This is a genomic window from Streptomyces sp. NBC_01363, from assembly GCF_026340595.1.
Classification (GTDB): domain Bacteria; phylum Actinomycetota; class Actinomycetes; order Streptomycetales; family Streptomycetaceae; genus Streptomyces.
In genome coordinates this window covers 1,113,376-1,134,348 of the sequence record NZ_JAPEPF010000001.1, presented here as the reverse complement: position 1 = coordinate 1,134,348, position 20,973 = coordinate 1,113,376, and the positions used below count along the sequence as shown (strand labels likewise).

Sequence of the window (20,973 nt, the reverse complement as noted above, 5' to 3'; positions counted from 1 at the left end):
CTGGCGGAGGACGCACGGAAGGGCGACGCCCTGGTCGGGTGCCGCCCTTCGATCGGGTCGATGAGGTCCGGTCGATGCTGTTTACGGAGCAGGGACTTCGCACACGGGCTTTCGAAGTCCAGGGGCAGTGGACGAGGCCGGGCAGGAAGGGGCCGCCGGCCTCGTCGAGGTGGTCCTCGACGTACGGGATGGTCGCGTCGCAGACCTCGATGGCGCAGTCGAAGAAGCCGATCGTCGTGGAGCCGTAGTGGAGGCTCCGGCCCGGAGCCGGCCGAGCGCAGTCAGGAAAATTTCAGGGAGCCCCTGCCAGCGTGCCGTTCCATGACAACCGACATGACGGACACCTACGCGCCCGGCGGGCGCACGCGGGCGCGGCAGATGCTGAACAAGGTCCCGGAAGTGACCCTCTACTTCTGGGTGATCAAGGTGCTGTGCACCACCGTGGGCGAGACCGCGGCCGATCTGCTCAATGACAATCTCGGCATGGGGCTGACCAACACCTCGTACCTGATGAGTGCGCTGCTGGTCGTCACCCTGGTCTTCCAGTTCCGGGCACGTTCCTACGTACCGGGGCTGTACTGGCTGTCCGTGGTCCTGATCAGCGTGGTCGGCACGCTGATCAGCGACAACCTGACCGACAACCTCGGCGTCCCGCTCCAGACCACGACCGTGGTGTTCGCGGTGGCGCTCGCCGTCACGTTCTTCGCCTGGTACGCGAGCGAGCGGACGCTGTCGATCCACTCGATCCGGACGACGCGGCGCGAGGCGTTCTACTGGCTGGCGATCCTGTTCACGTTCGCCCTGGGCACGTCCGCCGGCGACCTGACGGCGGAGAAACTGAACCTGGGGTACTGGCTCTCCGCGATCGTGTTCGCGGCGCTGATCGCGGCCGTCGCCCTCGCTCACCGCACGCTCGACTTCAACGCGGTGTGGTCGTTCTGGATCGCGTACGTCCTGACCCGGCCGCTCGGTGCCTCGCTGGGCGACTACCTGTCGCAGCCCACGGCGGACGGCGGTCTCGGACTGGGCACGGTGGGCACCAGCATCCTGTTCCTCGTCGTCATCCTCGGCCTCGTCGTCTTCCTGACCCGGACCCGGCGCGATGTGGTGGAGGACGACCCCCTGGAGGCGTCCGGCGCGCGGAAGCTCAGCCCGTCGGAAGGGTGACGACGAAGCGTGCGCCGGGGGCGGTGGCGTCCAGCGTGATGTCGCCACCCGCGGCCCTGGCCAGTCGGCGGGCCAGGGCCAGACCGAGTCCCGCGCCGTCGTGTCCGTCCTCGGGGTGGGCACGGCGGCCGGGTTCGAAGAGCGAGGCGACGAAGTCCGGCGGGACGCCGGGGCCGTCGTCGGACACGTACAGCGTGACCTCGCCCGCGCCCGGTGCGCAGGTGAGGGCGACCGACCGGGTCGCGTAGCGGCGGGCGTTGTCCAGGAGCGGTGTGAGGATGCGTTCGGCGACGTCCTCCGAGACGCCGATGGCCACGTCCTGGGTGCCGTCCGCCGTGACGGTCAGGGGTGGGGCGTCGGGAAACTGGGCCGCGTAGCGCTGTGCCAGGCGGTGCGCGATGTCGGGGAAGCGGGAGCGGCCGGGGGTGTGCGTGTTGCGGGTACGGACCTCCGAGAGCAACGAGTCGCAGATCTGCTGCATGGTCGCGGCGGCGCCCGCGATGGCCGCCAGGGAGGTCTCCTGCTGTTCGGCGGTGCGCGGACGTCCGGTGAGCCACTCGGTTTCGGCGGTGATCCTGGCGAGCGGGGTGCGCAGTTCGTGGGACAGCTCGGCGGCCTGCTGCTGCTCGTGTCGCAGGACCGCGGCCAGTCGGTCCAGCAGCGCGTCCAGGCTGGTGGCGAACGTGGCGAGTTCGGCGGGCCTGCCCTCGGCGCCGAACCGTTCCGGGGCGCCCGCGGCGCTCCACCGGGTGGCCTGCTCGCTCATCGCGGTCACGGGGCGCAGGGCCCGTCGTACGACGAGGCGGGTCAGGAGATAGATGGTGGCGAGCAGGAGCACGGCCAGGGCGATCGAACCGATCAGGGCGGTGTCCGCCGTGCTGCGGTAGGGGTCGAGGTTCACGGAGCTGACGACGGTTCCGGCCCGGACGGGCGGGTGTCCCTCCCGGGCGGGGGTGTCGACGGGGAAGGCGTACAGCCGCCACGAGCCGGGGCCCTTGGTGTCGGCGAAGGTCTCGCGCCGACCGGCGAGCCGGGCCGCCTGCGCCTCCAGGCCGGCGGGTGCGGTGGGGGGTTTCTCGATGACCGTGCCGCCCTGGAAGATCCAGACTCCGGCGTCCAGGGCCCGGTCCTCGGCCGGTTCCCGGACGACGAGCCGGCCGTCCGGGCGTACGTCCACGGTCGCCGCCACGGCCTCGGCGCGGGTGCGCAGGACGTCGTCGGCCTGGCCGTGCAGCCGCTTGTCGAGGGCGAGGTTGAAGACGGTGGTCAGGACGCCGATCCACAGCGCGCCGGTGGCGAGGGCCATCAGGGCGAGGCGACCGCGGAGGGTCCGGGGGGTGAGGTGGCGGTTCATGGGGCCTCAGCCGAAGCGGTAGCCGACGCCGCGGACCGTGCCGATGCCCCGGGGGCTGTCCGACTCGCGGAGCTTGCGGCGCAGGCGGGCCAGGTACTGGTCCAGGGTGTTGTCGCTGACCTGCGCCCCTTCCGGCCATCCCGCACGCAGCAGCGTCCGGCGACGCACCACGGAGCCGGGGTCGGCCATCAGGCACGCCAGCAGGCGGAACTCGGTCGGGGTCAGGGCCACGGGGTGGCCGTGCACCGTCAGCTCGTGCCGTATCGGGTCCAGCCGCATCGCGCCCGCACTGTCGGCGAGGGTGCTGCCTCGGTGCCCGGCCCGGTTCAGGACGGCGCGGACGCGGGCCGCGAGCTCGCTGAGGTGGAACGGCTTGACCAGGTAGTCGTCGCCGCCGGAGGCGAAGCCGGAGAGCCGGTCGGTGAGATTGCCGTGGGCCGTGAGGAAGATCACCGGAACGGTGAACCCCGCACCGCGCATCGCCTGGCACACATCCCGCCCGTCCGAGTCCGGCAGCCCCACATCGAGCACGACCGCGTGCACCGACGCGTCGACCGCCTTCAGGGCGGTGGCGCCGTCGACGGCGGTCACGACGTCGAAGTCCTCGTCGCGCAGGCCACGGGCCAGGACGTCGCGCAGGCCGTGGTCGTCCTCGACGACAAGAATGCGGGCTGCGGTCACCGGGCCAGTATTACGCGGCCGGTCACTGCATGCGTCACACGATCGTGGGACGCCGAGGGGAACGGCGAAACTGCCGCGGAACCGTCGATCTACGCTCCTTCGACAGACCACAGGAGAAGGGACTCGTGATGACTGCCGCGATGGTCGAGAACGACCGGACATCCGGGGGCCGCCCGTGGGACTACCTGCTGCGGACATGGCGTGAACTGGACGTGCCCGAGGGGTGGCGCGCCGAGATCGATGAAGCGCGGATCGTCTTGGTACCTCCGCCTCATGCGCATCACAACGGCATCGCCGCCAAGGCGCAGCGCAGGCTTTACAGAGATCTGCCCGAAGAGCTGGAGATCTACCAGACCCTCGGCATCTACGTAGCCGCGCTCGGCAAGCTCTACGTGCCTGATCTGGTAGTCATGCCATCGGAGCTCATCGACGCCGCCGACCCGGAGGTCAACGACCCGATGGACGCGGCGGAAGCACAGCTCATCGTCGACGTCACCTCGAAGGGCCACGCCCGGGACGACCGGACGAAGAAGTACCGCGCCTACGCCCGCGCGGGCGTGCCGATGTATCTGCTGATCGACCGGTTCGACACACGTGGGGCGATGGCCACCCTGTTCACGGAGCCCAACGAGGACGGGACGTACAAGCACTCCGATCCGGTGCCGTTCGGCAAGCCGCTGGTCCTGCCGGAGCCGTTCGGTGCGACGCTCCTCACGGATGAGTTCCCGGTCTGAGCGGACATGGACGAGGGCGGCACCCGGTGTCGGGTGCCGCCCTCATCCATGTCCGTGTGCCCGGGGTCAGACCCCGGCCGGTTCCTTCGTCGGACTGTCGGGGCCGGCCGTCGGGGACATTGGGCCGCCCGTTGCCGCGACCGTGGATTCGGCCGGTTCCTGCGAGACGTTGAACTCCGCCAGCAGGTCCTTGCTGAAGCCGAAGAAGTACGTCGCGAGGAACCCGGCGAAGTAGCCGACCAGCAGGCCGCCCGCGTAGATCGCGACCGTGGTGCCCAGGCCGTGGTTGCCGTCCAGGAGGGGGAACAGGGCCCAGCCGGACGGACCGATGGCCGTGGAGCCGACCTTGTCGCCGAGCTGGTTGAACAGGCCGATGAAGCCGCCGCCGAACGCACCGCCCACGCACGCCGTGACGAACGGGCGGCCGAGCGGGAGGCTGACGCCGTAGATCAGGGGCTCGCCGACGCCCAGCAGACCGGCCGGAAGGGCGGACTTGATGGTGCGGCGGATCGACTCGTTGCGCGGGAGGCGGAAGTAGACCGCGGCGGCCGCGCCGACCTGGCCGGCGCCCGCCATCGCGAGGATCGGGAGCAGCACGGTGTAGCCCTGCTGCTCGATCAGGGTGGTGTGGATCGGGATGAGCGCCTGGTGCAGGCCCAGCATCACCAGGGGCAGGAAGAGACCGCCGAGCACGAAGCCCGCGCCCGCGCCGCCGTTGGAGAGCAGCCAGTCGGCGAACGTACCGATGGCGGTGGAGATCTCACCGGCCACGTACATCAGGCCGAAGATCGTCACCAGGCCGGAGACCAGGACCGTGAGGGTCGGGGTGACCAGTACGTCCAGTGCCTCGGGCACCCAGCGCCGGCACCACTTCTCCACGTACACCGCGAGCACCGCCGCGCCGAGCGCGCCCAGCACACCGCCTTGTCCGGGGGAGAGCTTCTGGCCGAACGCCTCGATGTTCGCGACGCCGGGGAAGACGATGATCGCGGCGACCGCACCGCCCAGGATCGGCGTACCGCCGAATTCCTTCGCCGTGTTGTAGCCGACGAACACGGCGATCAGCGCCATGAAGCCGGACGCCATCGCGGCCAGGGCGGGGGTGACCGAGGTCAGCCAGCCCAGGTTCACCAGCAGGCCGTTGAGGCCGGCGATGATGCCGCAGCCGATGAGCGCCGGGATCAGTGGGACGAAGATGTTCGCGATCCTGCGCAGGAACAGCTTGAACGGGGTGGCGTTCTTCGTCTTCCGCGCCGCCTTCATCGCGGCGCCCTGAGCGGCGAGCTCGTCCGCGGAGGCGGAGGCGGAGGCGGAGGCCGGGTCGGGAGGTGCGGCTTCGCCCGGTGCGGGGTCCGCCGTCCTGCCCTCCTCGACCAGCTGCTCGAACTCCGGCGTGACCCGGGCGACGGTGCCGGGGCCGAGGACGATCTGATACGTGTCGTCCTCGACCACACCCATGACGGCGGGAACCGCCTTCAGGGCCTCGTCGTCGACGAGTGAACGGTCGTGCAGGCCCAGCCGGAGCCGGGTCATGCAGTGGGCGATGGAGCTGACGTTCGCGGCGCCACCGACGAGCGGAAGGATCGCGGCGGCGGTGGCGCGGTTCTTGTCTTCTGTTGCCATGGTGCGTGGGGCCTTGCTGTGCGGGGGTGCGGAGGTGGAGCCGGTGGGTCAGGTGGTGCGGGGGGCGGCGGCGAGGGCGGCACGGAGATGGCCGTCGGACGCTGCCAGCAGGGTGGCGGCGGTGGGGTTGTCGACCTGGCCGAGGATGGTGAGGATGGCGTTCTTCACCTCGCCGTCGGTCGCGGCGAGGGCGGCCTCGATCTCCTCGTCGGACGCCCCGGTGGCGAGCGAGACGATCCGGCGGGAGCGGGCGCGCAGCTTCTCGTTGGAGGCGCGGACGTCGACCATCAGATTCCCGTACGTCTTGCCGAGCCGGATCATCGTGATCGTCGAGAGCATGTTGAGGACGAGCTTCTGGGCCGTGCCCGCCTTGAGCCGGGTGGAGCCGGTGAGCAGCTCCGGGCCGACGACGACCTCGATGCCGTGCTCCGCCGCGGTGCCCAGCGCGGAGTCCGCGTTGCAGGAGAGCCCGATGGTCAGCGCGCCCTTCCTGCGGGCGTGCTCGACGGCGCCGATCGCGTACGGCGTGCGGCCGGAGGCGGAGATGCCGACCACGGTGTCGTCGGCGGTGAGGTCCAGGGCGTCGAGGTCCGCGGCGGCCAGCTCCTTGCTGTCCTCGGCGCCTTCGACGGCCTTGACCATGGCGGACGGGCCGCCCGCGATCAGGCCGACGACCTCGGAGGGGTCGGTGTTGAAGGTGGGCGGGCACTCGCTGGCGTCGAGCACGCCGAGCCGGCCGGCGGTGCCCGCGCCCGCGTAGATCAGCCGGCCGCCGCGGGCCATGCGGTCCGCGGTGCCGTCGATGGCGGCGGCTATCTCGGGCAGCCGGGCGCCGACGGCGGTCGGGACGGACTGGTCCTCGCCGTTCATGATGCGGGCGATCTCAAGCGTGCCGAGCCGGTCGATCTCGGCGAGCTCGGGACGGAACGCCTCGGTGGTGAGTGTCGCGAGCTGGGCGCGCAGCTCGCCGTATCCGTCGGCGGCGGTGGGGTCGGCGTCGGTGGTGGAGGTCATGGAGGGCGGCTCTGCTTTCTCGGTCTCGTACGGTTCAGCGGGTGCGGGTGCGGGTGGCGGCTGCTCTGGTCCGGCGGGGCGGGCCGGTCAGCGCGGGCGTGGGGTGTGGCGGTGGGCCAGCGCCTCGTAGGAGGCGGCGAGGGCCGGTGCGGCCGTCTCGTACGTGCGCTGTGCGACGCCTATGAACAGGCAGTCCACGACGAGCAGTTGGCTCGTGCGGCTCGACATGGCGGCGGGCCGCAGCTCGCTCTCCCGGGCGGTGGACGTGGTCAGTACGTGGTCGGCGTACTGCGTGACGGGGCCGTCGGGGCGGCCGGTGATCGCGATCGTCGTCGCGCCGCGGTCGAAGGCGACCCGCAGCGGCTCGATGACGTCGACCGTGGAGCCGGAGTGCGTGATCGCGATGGCCACATCGCCGGAGCGGAGCTGCACGGCGTTGGTCACCGCGAGGTGCGGGTCCGTGTGGGAGTGCGCGATCAGGCCGATCCGGGCCAGCTTCTGCGCGAGGTCCTGGCCGACGAGGGAGGAGGCGCCCACGCCGTAGATGTCGATCCGTCGGGCGGTGGCGGCGGCGGCCACGGCGGCACCGAGCTGGACGGTGTCGAGCCCCGCGGCGGTGTCGGCGAGGGTCTGCTGCTCGTCGTAGGCCAGCTTGGCGACCACGTCGGCGATCGGGTCGTCGACCGCTATGTCGGCGGTGACGGAGGGAGCCCGGCCGGACTGCTGGTGCGCGGCGAGCCCGGCGAGGGCCAGACGCAGATCGCGGTAGCCGGGGTAGCCGAGGAGGCGGGCCGTGCGGACCACGGTCGCCTCGCTGGTGCCGGTGAGCTCGGCGAGACCGGTGACCGTGAGGGCTGCGCAGCCGGCCGGGTCACCGGCGACGGCCTCGGCGACGCGTTGCATGGAACGGGTCATGGAGGGCGCGAGCGTGCGCACCTTGGCCGCGAGGGCCGCCGGGGCGGGCGGGGAGTCAGCGCTGAAACTTTCCTTCAGGTCACGGGTCACCTTTGAAAGATATTTTCAATCGGGTTGCCCGTCAACCCCCCCTTTGGTCCCTGCCTCTTCGGTCGCTGCCGCCGACAGCGCGGAAACGGGAGCGGCGGGCGCGCGAGGCGGGTTCGCGGGCGGGGTGACAATGGGCCCATGGAGATGAACCCCCTGGAACAGGCGTTGCACACGGCCCGCGCGCTGGTCATGGCCGATCTTGCCGCGGGTGACGTCGCCGAGGCCGGGATCGTCTCGCTGGTCGAGGACGCGGTGACCAACCGCCGCTGGTGGGTCGAGCAGTGGCCCGACGGCGCCGCGTTCGTGGTCGGGCTCGTCGCCCAGGACGTACAGGACGCCCTGCTCGAACGGTACGGGCGATGGCCGCTCTGCCCGGTCTGCGACGCGGGCGACCCGCACGCCCTGGACGTCGAACCCGAACTGGGCCCGGACCCGCACTGGGTGTGCACCAAGGCCGCGGTGGCCGTGGCACCGGTCGGTTCGCTGAGCGGGATACTGCGGCGGTGACCGTCTACATCGACCCGCCGCAGTGGCCGGGACACGGGCGACTCTGGTCGCACCTGGTCAGCGATGTGTCCTTCGAGGAGCTGCACGCCTTCGCGGCGTCCATCGGCTGCCCGCCGCGCGCGTTCGAGCGGGATCACTACGACGTACCGGAAACACGGTACGAGGACGCGGTGCGGGCCGGGGCCCGGCAGATCGGCTCGAAGGAGCTCGTCCGCCGGATCACGGAGGCGGGACTGCGGCGGCCCAAGGGGCGGCCCGCACCGGGCTGATCCGCGCTCAGGCGGTCGTCGAGGGCGCGCACACCTCCGCCGCGTCCCGCGACGCGGCGGCAGGGGCGCCCGTCACCAGCCGGGACGACGAGCCGCGGCTGCGCTGGAGCCGCAGCGAGAACACCACGGCCACCAGCGCCAGCACCGTCATCGCCGCCCCGGCCCACGCGGTCGCCGCGAAACCGAAGTCGGCGTCGATCACCGTGCCGCCCAGCCAGGGGCCGCCCGTGTTGCCGAGGTTGAACGCGGCCGTCGTCGTCGCGCCGGCCAGCGTCGGGGCGGCGCCCGCGACGTTGAACATCCGGGCGTTCAGCGCCGGGGCCGTGTAGAACGCCGACAGGCCCAGCAGGAACGAGAGCCCGATTGCCGCGACCTGGTTCGACGCGAACAGGGCCAGCGCGACCAGGAAGACCGTCGAGGCCGCGATACCGCTCATCAGCACCCCGAAGAGATGCGCGTCCGCGACCCGGCCGCCGATCGTCGTACCGACCAGCGCACCGATCCCGAAGAGCGCGAGCACCGTCGGCACCCAGCCCGAGTCCAGCCCGGCGACCTCCGTCAGCAGCGGGGCCAGATAGCTGAACGCGCAGAAGACACCGCCGGCGGCGAGCGCCGTGATCACGATCGACAGCCACACCTGCCGGTCCCGGTAGATGCTCATCTCCTGCTTGAGCCGCGGCTTCTGCTCCGGCAGCGGAATACGCGGAATCAGCGTCGTCACCCCGACCAGAGCCACGGCGGACGCCGCGCCCACGGCCCAGAACGCCGACCGCCAGCCGAGGTTCTCACCGAGGAAGGCGCCCAGGGGCACGCCCAGCACATTGGCGATCGACAGACCGCCGATCATCACGGCCATCGCACGGGCCCGCGAGTTCACCGGCACCATCGCGATGGCGACCGCCGCCCCCACCGCCCAGAACCCGGCACAGGCGAACGCGCTCACCACCCGGGACGCGAAGAGCACCTCGTACGTCGGGGCCAGCGCGCCCGCGACCTGGCCGAGGCCGAAGACGGAGATCAGGGCGATCAGCGTGGTGCGGCGCGGCAGCCGGAGCGTGGCCACGGCGAGCAGCGGGGCGCCGATCACCATGCCGATCGCGAAGGCGGATATGAGAAGCCCGGCACGGGGGATCGACACGTTCATGTCGTCGGCGATGGGCGGCAACAGCCCGGAGAGCATGAATTCGCTGGTTCCCAGGGCGAAGACCGAGAGACCCAGGATGTATACGGCCAGGGGCATGCGGGAGCGGCTAGCGGCAGAGTCGGGCATGACAGCTGCCAACAGCGATCACGGCCCCGGCATTCCCCCGCCGCCGCAGGTCAGTGGCTGAGCAGCTGCAATTCGGTCCGCAGGTTCTGCCGCGCCCGCGACTCCCAGTGCTCCGCCCCGTACGGCGTACGGAAGAGCCGCGGCAGCCCGAGCAGCTGGCTCAGCACCGTCGCCCGCCCCTCCCGGAACGCGTCGTCGGGAACGAAGCCGTACTCCTCGCGCACCTGCGCCGCGTACGCCGCGTACTCCCTCGGGGCCGCCGCGAGAATGGCCAGATCCGCGTCGCAGAGCACCTCGCCGTCGGTGTCGCCGTCCGCCGGGTCGTGGGTGATGGTGAGCCGCACCAGACGGGCCACCTCGGCCGTGACACCGTCCGGCACCCCGGCCTCCGGGAGGGCGCGCTCGGCGAGCGCCGCGCTGCGCTCCTCGTTCTCGGACCGGTCGGGCCGGTACACCGCGTCGTGGAACCAGGCGGCGAGGCGTACCGCGTCCGGGTCGGCCGCGTACCCGGCGAGCGTGTCGATGTGATCGAGCACCGCGACCAGGTGCGCGGTGGTGTGGTACCGCCGTTGCGGCTCGGCCCACCGCGCCAGCAGGTTGGCGGCGTACGGCGCCGGATCGGGCCCGGGAGCCCCGCCCCGGGCGCGGATGAGCGCTTCCTGCCAGCGCTCGCGGAGGGAGTCATCGGCGCCGTCGGCCCCGTGGGCACCGCCCGCACACGAACTGTCGCTCATGCGATGACCCTATAGCCCGGGACCGGCCGGCTTCCGGCAACTCCGGGCGCCTCCCGCCCGACACCGTTTCCCATCAGAAACTCGTGCCACCGGAATCCGCGTTCTGATCGACTGTGCGTTCCAGGGCCCATTCGGTCGACTTCTTCGCCAGCCAGGCGGTTTGCCGCAACGCGCTTTCCCCCTCGGCTCGGGCATCGAGGGCGATCCGTTTCAAAGGACTGCGGCCATCATCCTCGTGCCCTGCTCCTTCTACCTGCCCTTCCCTCGCCATGAGGCTCAACGCCGCCCCCAATCGGATGGCCGGCGAGGAATCATTCAGTTTCTCATGGAGCCATTGCAGGTCGGACACACGGACAGGCCGTTGCGTGAAGGTCAGGTTCGCGATTCCTTCGATGATGTCGATCCGCAATGGCTCACCCACCTGTTCGTCGTACACACGCTGCAGAGTCGGCATCAACTCCGGGCCTGATTCCTTGATCCGTGAGAGCAGAAAGACGGCCGATCCTCGTACTGCTTCGTCATGCTCGGCTCCCAGGAGGGGTACGACCGAAGGTGCGCAACTCCAGTAGCTCTCTGAGATCGCCTGCTCCCACGAAACCATCTCAGTGAAGTGATGGCGCGTGTCCGGATCCTCGTCCCATCGAAAACGCCAGGTCCCCAGCGTGTCCGCGTAAGCGCTTCCCAGATAATTCAAGATCTCGGACCGAATCCTTGTTTCCGAGCGTGTGGCGGCATCAAACAGCATGGGGATTGCTGTGACAGCTTCCTCGGTAAAGGCGGCGCCTTGTGGACTGATTCCTTCTTCAAGTGCACTCAATGCCGAAAGAGCGGTCTGTCGATCGGATTTACGCAACCTCTTGATCAACTTCTGCAATCTCACTCGAATGCTCCATTGGTTTCGCCTGGCCGTGATCGACAATTAGCGATTGCTGACGCTTATGCCCATGGTGGAAAGCAGAGGTGCGCAGAAATCGCAGGGCATATAAGGATCTCCATAGTTGTCCATTTCTGCCTTGGCCGCCTCCATGGAACCGTTCCGAGCTGGATTGCTCTCTTCTTCGCTCACTGTTTCATATATCCTGTTACGCCTGTTATGTTCTGCTCGCTCCTTTTCTTTCCTCTCCTTTTCTTTGTAGGCTTCGCTGATGCACTCTATTTCAGCGCACCCCAGATGGTGACTCGGGCGTAATCGCCGTATCTCCTTGAGCGCCTCCGGGTGGATGGATGACGCCGGACGCTGCTGCGTGCTGGTGCCTTTGTGCGTTCCACCACCGGCTGTGCGGAGTATTGCCACCGCCTTGCATTTTCCCTTGTGGTCCTCGGCGAGCTGCATGAGGGCATCCGAGTTCTTGTTCTTCTTTTTGGACTTCTTGTTGGAGATCTCCCTTTTCTTGGGGTTGATTTCTCCAACGATTACCCATTTTGCCTTTTCGAGCACCGCGTAGAGGCGAGTCAGGCCATACTTCACCCGAATGGAATCCAGTACGGGGCCTATGTCGCGTTTCTCTGCGGTTTCGCCAGGCATTTTATTTACCTGGCTGACGGCTGCGTGGACAGCCTTGCGCAAGCGGGTCTGTTTCTCCTCGAGGGTGAGTGGATCGTCTTTTGCCTTACCCTTCTCCTTGAGTTTGTTCCAGAGGGCTTTGCCCTTCTTGGCGATGAAGTTGACAATTTTGTCGATGGCGCGGTTGACGGGTTTGGCGACGGCGTGGAAGACGGATTTGACTTTGTTGGCCAGGTTGCCGATGCCGAGGAGTGAGGCGAGGAAGCCGATGAGGAGGGGGACGCTGGCGGCGAGGGCGGTTTCGACCATTTTTGGGACGCCTGCCGAGCCGCCGTTGGCGATGGCGATGACGGCGTCGAGGACGGCGTTGACGAATTCGACGATCTGGGCGCCCTGGTTCACGATGAACGTGACGATGTCGATGATTCCCTTGACCGCGCGGACGAAGGCGGAGGCGGGGTTGAGGAGGGAGATGATCCAGGTGATCCCGGCGATGATGACGGTGGGGATCAGGTAGCTGGTGAGTTTTTCGAGGATGGTGGCCTTGAGGTCGCCGGCCTCCGTTTCGATTTCCTTGACGGCGCCTGCGGGGCCTTCGGTGGCGAGTTTCTTGGCGACGGGGACGGACTGTTCGACGGCGGTGAGGGCCTGGTCGGGGATGCCTTTGCGGGTGATGCGGGCGCGGATGTTGGCCCAGGTCAGGCCGAGGAGGGAGCCGATGAGCTGGATGATGCCCTTGAGGTCGAACTTCTGGGGGAGTTCGAGGCCGGCCTTGACGGCGGTGCCCAGCAGCCAGGACACGACGCCGGTCTTGAGGTGTTCGGCGATGTTGGTGACGAAGAGGTTGAGTCCGGCGCTGACCGCGCGGACGAGGTTGCCGAGGAACCCGATGGGGTCCTTGATGATCTTCATGATGGCGGAGGCGGCCTTGGCGAGGATGCCGAGGAGGAGGTTCTTCAGTTCGTTGATCGTCTTGATGACGCCGACGATCGCGTCCTTCGCCTTGTCGATCAGGCCCTTGTTGGCTTCCTGGAGTTTCTTGATCTCCTCGTCGACCTTGTTCAGTGCGGCGGTGTACTTCTGCGCGAGGTCCTGGACGAGCTGTTCGGACTTCTCGTTGACGGTGGTTTCGAGGTCGTCGAACTTCCCCGCGAAGTCCTTCGCCGCGTCCTCGCCGAACTGGCGGAGGTCGGCGGGGAGTTTGTCGACCTCGGTCTTGAGTTCGGTGCGGCCCTTCGCGATGCGGGCCTTCGCCTTGCCGAGTTCGGCGCCGATGATGTCGGCGACCGAGGAGATGACGGTCTGCATCTTCGCCACGTAGAGCTTGCGGGCTTCCTGGAAGAGGTCGTTGGCCTCCTTCGGCATGCCCGTCAGCTTGTCCTTGGCCCACTTCGCCGGGCCGAGCATTCCTGAGTAGCGCTTGTCCTTGTACTTCTTCATCCGGCGCTTGTGGTCGGCGGTGAAGGCGTCCCTCGCCGCCTTCTCGCCCTGGGTGAACGCGGTGTCGACCTTCTTGTCCAGGTCGGAGAGGGTTCCCTCGACGTCCTTCTTCGTCGTGTCGTAGACCTTCTGGAGCTTGGCCGTTACCTCGGCGCGTTTCTTCTCGTCCTTCGACTTCGTCTCGCCCTTGCCGCCGTCGACCTGTTTGCCCGCCGAAGTCCTGGTCGTGGTCAGGGCGTTCATGGCCTGGGCGCCGGAGGCCGCCGCCCCCGCCTTCGCGGTCGAGAGTTGTTGGGCCTCGGCCGCCTTCCCCTTCGCGGGGGCCTTCGCGGAGTCCGTTTCTGCGGTCTTCTTCGCGGAGAGGGCCTGGTCGAATTCCGGTTCGTTGCCCCTGGCGAGCTGGTCCTCGGTGACCTCGGCGTCCGCCATTGTCTGGTCGTTGGCGGCCGGGCCCTGGGAGAAGTCCGTGACGGAGGCGGGCTGTTGGGCGGGGACGGCGTCTGCGGCGGACGGGGCGCCGGGGTTGGCGGGTGGTTGGTCGGGGGTCATCGGGGTGACGGGTTTGTCCTTGGCCGCCGAGGTGTCCGGTGGGGCCTTGGTGGCCGTGTCGATGTCCTTGGCGGAGGAGTCCTTGCCGTCCTTGACCTTGCCGTCGACCTCGCCCTTGATCTGATCGGCCTTGCCGGACTTGGAGAACTTGTCCGCCTGGTCGAGGTTCTTCGGGGCCTGCGCGTCGATGGCCTTGTTCACCGCGTCGATGAACGCCTGCTTGTTGAACTCGCCGGGCTTCGCGGCGTTCATCTTCTCCGCGTTCGCCGCCTTGCCCTGGGCCTCTTTGTCGTCGAGGGGTGCGACGGCCGCGTCCTGCGCCGACTTCGACTCGGCGGCGGCGGGGGCGTGTGCGGCCAGGCGGACCTTCTTGGCCGCCACGTCCGCCTTGACCTTGCGGAAGCCGGGGGCCTGGGCGGGGGACGGTTTCACCGGGGCCGTGTAGCGCTGGGCGACCAGGCGGGAGACGGCCCTGTTGCCCGCCGCGCGTTGCAGGTGTTGCAGGCTGCGGGGGTCGGGGGCCGGGCGGTCGGCCGGCGGGCGGTGGGATGGGGGCGTTTGGGAACGTGACACTTCGGGCGTGACTGTCACGTTCTCGTGACGGGGGATACCTCCACGGCCGGCCCCGGAGGCATTGCTGGGAGAGTCCTTCACCGCGTCGTGCCCTAGTACTCGGGGTACGAGCGGTCATCATCGATTTGGCCGAGTGCCGCCACCATGTGGCAAGTGTGGGGGCGAGAACGGCCGGAAGCGCGGGCGCCGGTGTGGAGGCCCGGGCAACGAGGACTGCCCGATAGGGCAGGTGCCCGGCCGGGGCTGGCTCGCCGAGTCGCCCGGTCGCCGCACGGGCGACGGTGCGCCGGACCGGTCAGTGGCCGGGCGGGGTGTCCAGGGCCAGTGCGGCGAAGGTGGCCAGCCAGTGGTCCGTGTTGAAGTCGCCGGAGGAGACGGCGGGCAGGCCGACGGCGAGATGGGCCTCGGCGGACGCGGTCAGGGCGGTGCGGGCGGGGCCCTCGTCCACCGCGTCGAGGACCGGGCGGGGCAGCCCGGCGTGCTCACCCGCGTCCAGGATCAGCCCCCAGACCGAACGCGCTGTTGGGGTGGATCCCGTGCCTGATCGGGTACGTGGCCCGGGGCAGCCAGTCGGCGAGGAGGTCGCCGACCGCCGTCACGGCGGGGACGAGGGCATCGGCCCAGCGGTCGCCCTCGGGGGTGGCGAGCGCGCGGCACTCCGCCGCCAGTGCCCGACGACGTTGCAGACCAGCAGGGCCGCCGCCGTGGGGAGCTGGGCCTTGATCGGTCCGTACTGGTCCCTGAGTTCCAGAAGGGCGGCCGGCACCAGATCGAAGTTGGCGGCCATCGGCGTGACGAGCGTGCCGCAGACGCCGCAGAGCATCCCGATCGCGAGGATCGCGGGCGCGTTGCCGTTCATCTGCTCGATGAGGACGGGCCAGCCGATCGCGGCGAGGCATTAAGCAATTGTTCAACAAACCTACAAGACTGTGTGGTGTGATGCCGCCGGCTATCGGGCGGTGAGACGTTCCGCGTACGCCTCCGCCAGCTGGCGCCGCGAATCCTCCAGGTAGAAGGCCAGCATCCGCTCCGCGCCCGCTGCGTCGCCCTGTGCCAGCCGGTCCGCGATCTCCCTGTTCCGGGTGAGGTAGGGCTCGTGGAAGCGGCGCGGGTCGGCCATCACATGGAAGGCCAGCCGCAGTTCGGCGAGGACGTTGCGCATCAGCTCGTCGGTGCGGGGGCTGTTCGCGAGGCCGGTCAGGGCCTGGTGGAAGCGGATGTTGGCGGTCGAGCAGACCGGCCAGTCGTCGGCCAGCGCCGCCCGCTCGCCCGTCGACACGGCGGCCTCGACGGCCGTCAGGTCGTACGGCGGTTCGCCCAGCGTGCGCAGGGCCGCGCACTCGACGAGCAGCCGGACCCGGTAGATGTCCATCAGGTCGTCGACGGCGAGGACGCGGACGAAGACGCCCTTGTTGAGCCGGTGTTCCAGGAGGCGTTCGTGCGACAGCAGGCGGAAGGCCTCGCGCAGGGTGTTCCTGGACACGGCGAGGGCGCCGCTGATGCTCTCCTCGGAGAGCCGGCTGCCCGGTGGGAAGTAGCCTTCGGTGATCCGGTCGCGCAGGATGGCGGCGACCCGCTCGGCGGTGCCGGAACGGGCCAGGGAGGCGCTGTCCGCCGCCAGTTCGGAGAGGTCCGGAGAAGTCCGGCCGCCCGCAGTCCCCGTCATGCCCCGTCCCCTGCCTGTTCCCGCCGGTGCCTGTTGCGCCGCGCCTGTTCGCGCTGCTGTCTGTCGCTTCAGTGAACCGTACGGCGTCCCACTCCCCAAGCCGGGTCTTGTCAGATTGTTGAACGATCGCTAGCGTGCGCCCGTGATGGATCTGACGAGCCCGGCGAGCCGCACAGCCCCGATGGATCTCAACGCCGATCTCGGCGAAGGGTTCGGGCACTGGACCCTCACCGATGACGACGCGCTGCTCGACTGTGTCACCAGCGCCAATGTGGCCTGCGGATTCCACGCGGGCGACGCCTCCGTGATGCGGCGGGTCTGCGACACCGCCGCCGCCAGGGGAGTACGGATCGGCGCCCAGGTCGCCTACCGCGATCTGGCCGGCTTCGGGCGTCGCTCGATGGACGTGCCGCCCGCCGAGCTGACCGCCGAGGTCGCCTACCAGATCGGCGCCCTGCGGGTGTTCGCCGAGGCGGCCGGGTCCACGGTCTCGTACGTCAAACCGCACGGCGCCCTCTACAACCGCGCCGTCTGGGACGACGACCAGGCCGCCGCCGTGGTCGAGGGCGTCCGGCTGGCCGGCGGGGACCTGGCGGTCCTCGGGCTCCCGGGCTCGCGCCTGCTCGCCCACGCCGGGACCGCGGGCCTCACCGCCGTGCAGGAGGCCTTCGCCGACCGCGCGTACACGCCCCGCGGCACGCTGGTCCCGCGCGGCGAGCCCGGCGCGGTGGTGCACGAGGAGGACGAGGTCGTACGCCGCAGTGTCGGGATGGCGGTGGACGGGGGCGTCACCGGGGCGGACGGCAGCCGGATACCCGTCGTGGCGCGCTCGCTGTGCGTGCACGGCGACACCCCGGGCGCGGCGGCGCTGGCGCGCAGGGTCAGGGCCGCGCTGGAGGCGGCGGGCGTGACCGTGCGGGCGTTCGCATGAGTACGGGGGTTCGCACGGGCGGGGGTATCGAGGTGCTCCCCGCCGGCCCCGGGGCGCTGCTCGTCGAGCTGGCCTCCGGTGAACAGGCCGAGGCCTTCCACGCCGAGCTGCTGCGCCGCCGCGCGCTCGGTGAACTGCCCGTCGTACGCGAGATCGTGCCCGGTGCCCGGACCGTCCTCCTCGACGGCATCGCGGACCGCGCCCCGGACGGCCGCGCGCGGTTCGCCCGGGAACTCGCCTCCTGGCCGATACCGCCGTTGCGCCGCGACACCGGGGAAGCCGTCGAGATCCCCGTCGTCTACGACGGTCCGGACCTCGCGGACGTCGCGGCGGCCTGGGGCGTCGCCGTCGCCGAAGTGCCCCGTATCCACGCCGGGACCGAATTCCGGGTGGCCTTCTGCGGGTTCGCCCCCGGCTTCGGTTACCTCACCGGGCTCCCCGAGCGCCTGCACCTGCCGCGCCGCGCGACCCCGCGCACCCGGGTCCCGGCCGGTGCGCTGGCACTCGCGGGGGCGTACACCGGGGTGTACCCGCGTCCGTCGCCCGGCGGCTGGCAGCTCATCGGGCGGATGCCCGACCCGGGCGGGCTGTGGAACCCGGTCCGTGAACCGGCCGCGCTGCTGAGCCCCGGGGCGCGGGTGCGCTTCGTCGCGGCGGAGGTGCGGGCGTGACCGGCGCCGTCGAGGTGGTCCGGACCGGTGCCGTCGAAGTGGTTCGGGCCGGCGCCCTGACCACCGTTCAGGACGCGGGCCGCGTCGGCTGGGCGCATCTCGGGGTGCCGCGCGCCGGCGCCCTGGACGCCCCCGCCCACCGCCTCGCCAACCGGCTGGCCGGGAACGGGACGGACGCCGCGGTGCTGGAGACGACCGTCACCGGCTGCGCGGTCCGCCCGGGCCGGCCCGTGCTCGCCGTCGTCGGCGGGGCGCCCTGCCGGGTCACCGTCGACGGGCGGCCGGTGGCCTGGGGAACCCCGGTGCGCGTACCGGCGGGCGCGGTGCTCGACGCGGGCCCCGCGGTCCGGGGCCTGCGCAGCTATCTGGCGTTCGGCGGCGGCCTGCTGCCAAAACCGGTGCTGGGCAGCAGATCGGCCGACCTGCTCTCCGGGCTCGGCCCGGCACCTCTGCGCGACGGGGACGTACTGCCCCTGGGCCAGGACCCGTGGAGGCCCCCGGGCACCGACGCCGTGCCCTGGCCGGGCGTGCCCGCCGAACTGGTGCTCCCGCTGCGCCTCGGCCCCCGCCACGCCTGGTTCACCGACGAGGCGCTGCGTACGCTCACCAGCGCCACCTACCGCGTCTCGCCGAACAGCAACCGCATCGGCCTGCGCACCCGGGGTCCGGCCCTGGCGCGCGCCCGCGAGGGCGAGCTGCCCAGCGAGGGGATGGTGCTCGGCGCGATCCAGGTGCCGCCGGACGGGCTCCCGGTGGTGTTCCTCAACGACCACCCGACGACCGGGGGCTACCCGGTCGTCGGTGTCGTGCACGAAACCGCACTCGCGGGCGCGGCACAGGCGGTGCCGGGAACCCAGGTACGGTTCGTGCGGGCGGGCTGAGAACAGGTCCTACGCCGCCGCCCTGAACCCTCGCAGCCGCAGCGAGTTGCCGACCACGAAGACCGAGGAGAACGCCATCGCGGCGCCCGCGATCATCGGGTTGAGCAGCCCGGCCGCGGCGAGCGGCAGAGCGGCCACGTTGTAGGCGAAGGCCCAGAACAGGTTCGTACGGATGGTGCCGAGGGTCTTGCGCGACAGCCGGATCGCGTCCGCCGCGGCCCGCAGGTCCCCGCGTACCAGCGTCAGATCGCCGGCCTCGATCGCGGCGTCCGTGCCGGTGCCCATCGCCAGGCCCAGATCGGCCTGGGCGAGGGCGGCGGCGTCGTTGACCCCGTCACCAACCATGGCGACCGAGCGGCCCTCGGCCTGGAGCTTCTTGACGACGTCGACCTTGTCCTCCGGCATGACCTCCGCGTACACCTTCTCGATTCCGACCTCGGCCGCGACCGCCTCGGCCACCGCCCGGTTGTCGCCGGTCAGCAGGATCGGGGTGAGGCCCAGGGCCCGCAGCTGCTCGATGGCCTCCGCGCTGGTGTCCTTGACCGCGTCGGCGACTTCGAGCACGGCGCGTGCCTCGCCGTCCCAGGCGACCGCGATGGCCGTCCGGCCCGCGGCCTCCGCCTCGGCCTTGCGCCGGGCCAGCTCCACCGGGAGGTGGATCTCCCATTCGGCGAGCAGCTGCTCGCGGCCGACGAGGAGGGCGTGGCCCTCGACGACGCCCTGGACGCCGAGGCCGGGGATGTTGGCGAAGTCCTCGGGGGTGGGGAGGGGGGTGCCGGTGCGTTCGGCGGCTCCGGTGGCGACGGCCTGGGCGATGGGGTGTTCGGAGGAGTGTTCCAGGGCGCCGGCGAGGCGGAGTACGTCGGTTTCGTCGGTGTCTTCGGTGGTGTGGACGTCGAGGAGGGTCATGCGGCCGGTGGTGACGGTGCCGGTCTTGTCGAGGACGATCGTGTCGACGCGGCGGGTGGTCTCCAGGACTTCGGGGCCCTTGATGAGGATGCCGAGCTGGGCGCCGCGTCCGGTGCCGACCATGAGGGCGGTGGGGGTGGCGAGGCCCAGGGCGCAGGGGCAGGCGATGATCAGTACGGCCACGGCGGCGGTGAACGCGGCGGTCAGGCCCGCGCCGTTGCCGAGCCAGAAGCCGAGCGTGCCGAGTGCCAGGGCGATGACGACGGGCACGAAGACGGCGGAGATCCGGTCGGCGAGGCGCTGGGCCGCCGCCTTGCCGTTCTGCGCGTCCTCGACGAGCTTCGCCATCCGGGCCAGCTGGGTGTCGGCGCCGATCCGGGTGGCTTCGACGACGAGCCGGCCGCCCGCGTTGAGCGTGGCCCCGGTGACGGAGTCGCCGACGCCGACCTCCACGGGCACGGACTCACCGGTGAGCATCGAGGCGTCCACGGCCGAGGCGCCCTCGACGACGGTGCCGTCGGTGGCGATCTTCTCGCCGGGGCGGACCAGGAACCGGTCCCCGACCTGGAGTTCGGCGGTCGGCACGGTCACCTCACGGCCGCCGCGCAACACGGTCACTTCCTTGGCGCCGAGTTCGAGGAGCGCCTTGAGGGCCGCGCCCGCCTTCCGCTTGGAGCGGGCCTCGAAGTAGCGCCCGGCCAGGATGAAGGCGGTGACTCCGGCGGCCGCCTCCAGGTAGATGTTCCCGGCGCCGTCGCTCCGCCCGATGGTCAGCTCGAACGGGTGCGTCATGCCGACCATGCCCGCCGTGCCGAAGAACAGCGCCCACAGCGACCACAGGAACGCGGCCGAGGTGCCGACCGAGATCAGCGTGTCCATCGTGGCCGCGCCGTGCCGGGCGTTGGTCCAGGCGGCGCGGTGGAAGGGCCAGGCGGCGTACGTGACGACCGGGGCCGTCAGCGTCAGCGAGAGCCACTGCCAGTAGTCGAACTGGAGCGCCGGGACCATCGACATCGCGATCACCGGCACGGCGAGCGCGACGGCGGTCAGCAGCCGCTGACGCAGGGGCCGCAGCTCGTCGTCGTCCGCGGCCTCGGGGGCGTCGTCCCCGGTGGGTACCGGGGGAGCGGGCTCGTGCGCGGTGTAGCCGGTCTTCTCGACGGTGGCGATCAGGTCCTGTACGGAGATGTCCTCGCCCCGGTAGCTGACCTTGGCCTTCTCGGTGGCGTAATTGACGGTGGCCTCGACGCCGTCCATCCGGTTGAGCTTCTTCTCGATGCGGGCCGCGCAGGAGGCGCAGGTCATGCCGCCGATCGCGAGCTCGACCTCTGCGGCGGTGGCGGTGCCGGTGCCGGTTGTGGCGGTGTGCGCGGACACGATGTCCTCCCTGGCGGAGACGTTGATACCCCTAGGGGGTATACATTGCTGATTCAGGTATACCCCCCTCCCCTATGAAACGCAAGAGCGGATATGCCGCGCGGGCCCGGAACG

Annotated in this window: 18 protein-coding genes and 3 pseudogenes; 7 read left to right on the top strand and 14 right to left on the bottom strand. The window is 70.4% G+C overall.

Going from position 1 to position 20,973, the window contains the following annotated elements:
- Positions 1–109 precede the first annotated feature (109 nt).
- Positions 110–235 (bottom strand): annotated as a pseudogene (locus OG611_RS40605) (calmodulin-binding protein); the annotation flags it as partial.
- 98 nt (positions 236–333) lie between these two features.
- On the opposite strand from OG611_RS40605, the gene OG611_RS05310 reads away from it, so the two are divergent.
- Positions 334–1,167: a hypothetical protein gene (locus tag OG611_RS05310; RefSeq protein ID WP_266425553.1), complete on the top strand. Its 834-nt coding sequence runs from the start codon at positions 334–336 to the stop codon at positions 1,165–1,167.
- Here the strand turns inward: OG611_RS05310 and OG611_RS05305 are convergent.
- Together OG611_RS05305 and OG611_RS05300 are read right to left on the bottom strand one after the other, a co-directional pair.
- Positions 1,148–2,521, bottom strand: a complete 1,374-nt coding sequence (locus OG611_RS05305) for an ATP-binding protein (RefSeq protein WP_266416039.1) — start codon at positions 2,519–2,521, stop codon at positions 1,148–1,150. The genes OG611_RS05310 and OG611_RS05305 overlap by 20 nt on opposite strands.
- Before the next feature lie 6 nt (positions 2,522–2,527).
- Complete coding sequence (locus OG611_RS05300) at positions 2,528–3,202, bottom strand: response regulator transcription factor (protein WP_266416037.1); 675 nt, start codon at positions 3,200–3,202, stop codon at positions 2,528–2,530.
- Between the two features lie 128 nt (positions 3,203–3,330).
- Between OG611_RS05300 and OG611_RS05295 the strand changes: the two genes are divergently transcribed.
- Positions 3,331–3,936, top strand: a complete 606-nt coding sequence (locus tag OG611_RS05295) for a Uma2 family endonuclease (protein WP_266416035.1) — start codon at positions 3,331–3,333, stop codon at positions 3,934–3,936.
- Positions 3,937–4,002: 66 nt separating this feature from the next.
- Here OG611_RS05295 and OG611_RS05290 read toward each other — a convergent pair whose 3' ends face one another.
- The 3 genes from OG611_RS05290 to OG611_RS05280 all read right to left on the bottom strand — a co-directional run bounded on the left by OG611_RS05290 (position 4,003) and on the right by OG611_RS05280 (position 7,578).
- On the bottom strand, positions 4,003–5,559 hold the full coding sequence (locus tag OG611_RS05290; protein WP_266416033.1) for a PTS transporter subunit EIIC: 1,557 nt from the start codon (positions 5,557–5,559) through the stop codon (positions 4,003–4,005).
- A gap of 48 nt (positions 5,560–5,607) precedes the next feature.
- The gene (gene murQ, locus OG611_RS05285) at positions 5,608–6,573 is read right to left on the bottom strand and encodes an N-acetylmuramic acid 6-phosphate etherase (protein ID WP_266416031.1); all 966 of its coding nucleotides are present in this window, start codon (positions 6,571–6,573) and stop codon (positions 5,608–5,610) included.
- A gap of 87 nt (positions 6,574–6,660) precedes the next feature.
- The gene (locus tag OG611_RS05280) at positions 6,661–7,578 is read right to left on the bottom strand and encodes a MurR/RpiR family transcriptional regulator (RefSeq protein WP_266416029.1); all 918 of its coding nucleotides are present in this window, start codon (positions 7,576–7,578) and stop codon (positions 6,661–6,663) included.
- 138 nt (positions 7,579–7,716) lie between these two features.
- Between OG611_RS05280 and OG611_RS05275 the strand changes: the two genes are divergently transcribed.
- Both OG611_RS05275 and OG611_RS05270 read left to right on the top strand, forming a co-directional pair.
- Positions 7,717–8,085 carry a hypothetical protein gene (locus OG611_RS05275; protein WP_266416026.1) on the top strand — a complete coding sequence of 123 codons (369 nt, stop codon included), beginning with the start codon at positions 7,717–7,719 and terminating at the stop codon, positions 8,083–8,085.
- Positions 8,082–8,354, top strand: coding sequence for a DUF4031 domain-containing protein (locus tag OG611_RS05270; protein ID WP_266416024.1), 273 nt, complete (start codon positions 8,082–8,084; stop codon positions 8,352–8,354). Before OG611_RS05275 ends, OG611_RS05270 begins: the two co-directional genes overlap by 4 nt.
- A 7-nt stretch (positions 8,355–8,361) precedes the next feature.
- Here OG611_RS05270 and OG611_RS05265 read toward each other — a convergent pair whose 3' ends face one another.
- From OG611_RS05265 to OG611_RS05235, 7 genes and pseudogenes are all read right to left on the bottom strand, one after another.
- Complete coding sequence (locus OG611_RS05265) at positions 8,362–9,594, bottom strand: Cmx/CmrA family chloramphenicol efflux MFS transporter (protein WP_266416021.1); 1,233 nt, start codon at positions 9,592–9,594, stop codon at positions 8,362–8,364.
- Between the two features lie 80 nt (positions 9,595–9,674).
- Positions 9,675–10,358, bottom strand: a complete 684-nt coding sequence (locus OG611_RS05260; protein ID WP_266416018.1) for a hypothetical protein — start codon at positions 10,356–10,358, stop codon at positions 9,675–9,677.
- Positions 10,359–10,431: 73 nt separating this feature from the next.
- The gene (locus OG611_RS05255; protein ID WP_266416015.1) at positions 10,432–11,238 is read right to left on the bottom strand and encodes a hypothetical protein; all 807 of its coding nucleotides are present in this window, start codon (positions 11,236–11,238) and stop codon (positions 10,432–10,434) included.
- Between the two features lie 39 nt (positions 11,239–11,277).
- On the bottom strand, positions 11,278–14,424 hold the full coding sequence (locus OG611_RS05250; RefSeq protein ID WP_266416012.1) for a hypothetical protein: 3,147 nt from the start codon (positions 14,422–14,424) through the stop codon (positions 11,278–11,280).
- Positions 14,425–14,719: 295 nt separating this feature from the next.
- A pseudogene (locus OG611_RS05245) lies at positions 14,720–15,095 on the bottom strand (DUF2891 family protein); the annotation flags it as partial.
- A pseudogene (locus OG611_RS05240) lies at positions 15,020–15,316 on the bottom strand (DUF979 family protein); the annotation flags it as partial. The pseudogenes OG611_RS05240 and OG611_RS05245, both read right to left, overlap by 76 nt.
- A 57-nt stretch (positions 15,317–15,373) precedes the next feature.
- Positions 15,374–16,090, bottom strand: coding sequence for a GntR family transcriptional regulator (locus OG611_RS05235; protein WP_266416010.1), 717 nt, complete (start codon positions 16,088–16,090; stop codon positions 15,374–15,376).
- A gap of 181 nt (positions 16,091–16,271) precedes the next feature.
- Here OG611_RS05235 and OG611_RS05230 point away from each other — a divergent pair, with 181 nt between their 5' ends.
- The 3 genes from OG611_RS05230 to OG611_RS05220 are packed head-to-tail and all read left to right on the top strand — an operon-like array spanning position 16,272 to position 18,573.
- Positions 16,272–17,021, top strand: coding sequence for a LamB/YcsF family protein (locus OG611_RS05230; protein WP_266425550.1), 750 nt, complete (start codon positions 16,272–16,274; stop codon positions 17,019–17,021).
- Positions 17,018–17,692: an allophanate hydrolase subunit 1 gene (locus OG611_RS05225; protein WP_266416008.1), complete on the top strand. Its 675-nt coding sequence runs from the start codon at positions 17,018–17,020 to the stop codon at positions 17,690–17,692. Before OG611_RS05230 ends, OG611_RS05225 begins: the two co-directional genes overlap by 4 nt.
- The gene (locus tag OG611_RS05220; RefSeq protein ID WP_266416005.1) at positions 17,689–18,573 is read left to right on the top strand and encodes a biotin-dependent carboxyltransferase family protein; all 885 of its coding nucleotides are present in this window, start codon (positions 17,689–17,691) and stop codon (positions 18,571–18,573) included. Before OG611_RS05225 ends, OG611_RS05220 begins: the two co-directional genes overlap by 4 nt.
- 9 nt (positions 18,574–18,582) lie before the next feature.
- Here OG611_RS05220 and OG611_RS05215 read toward each other — a convergent pair whose 3' ends face one another.
- Positions 18,583–20,859: a cation-translocating P-type ATPase gene (locus OG611_RS05215; protein ID WP_266416003.1), complete on the bottom strand. Its 2,277-nt coding sequence runs from the start codon at positions 20,857–20,859 to the stop codon at positions 18,583–18,585.
- Positions 20,860–20,973: the final 114 nt, after the last annotated feature.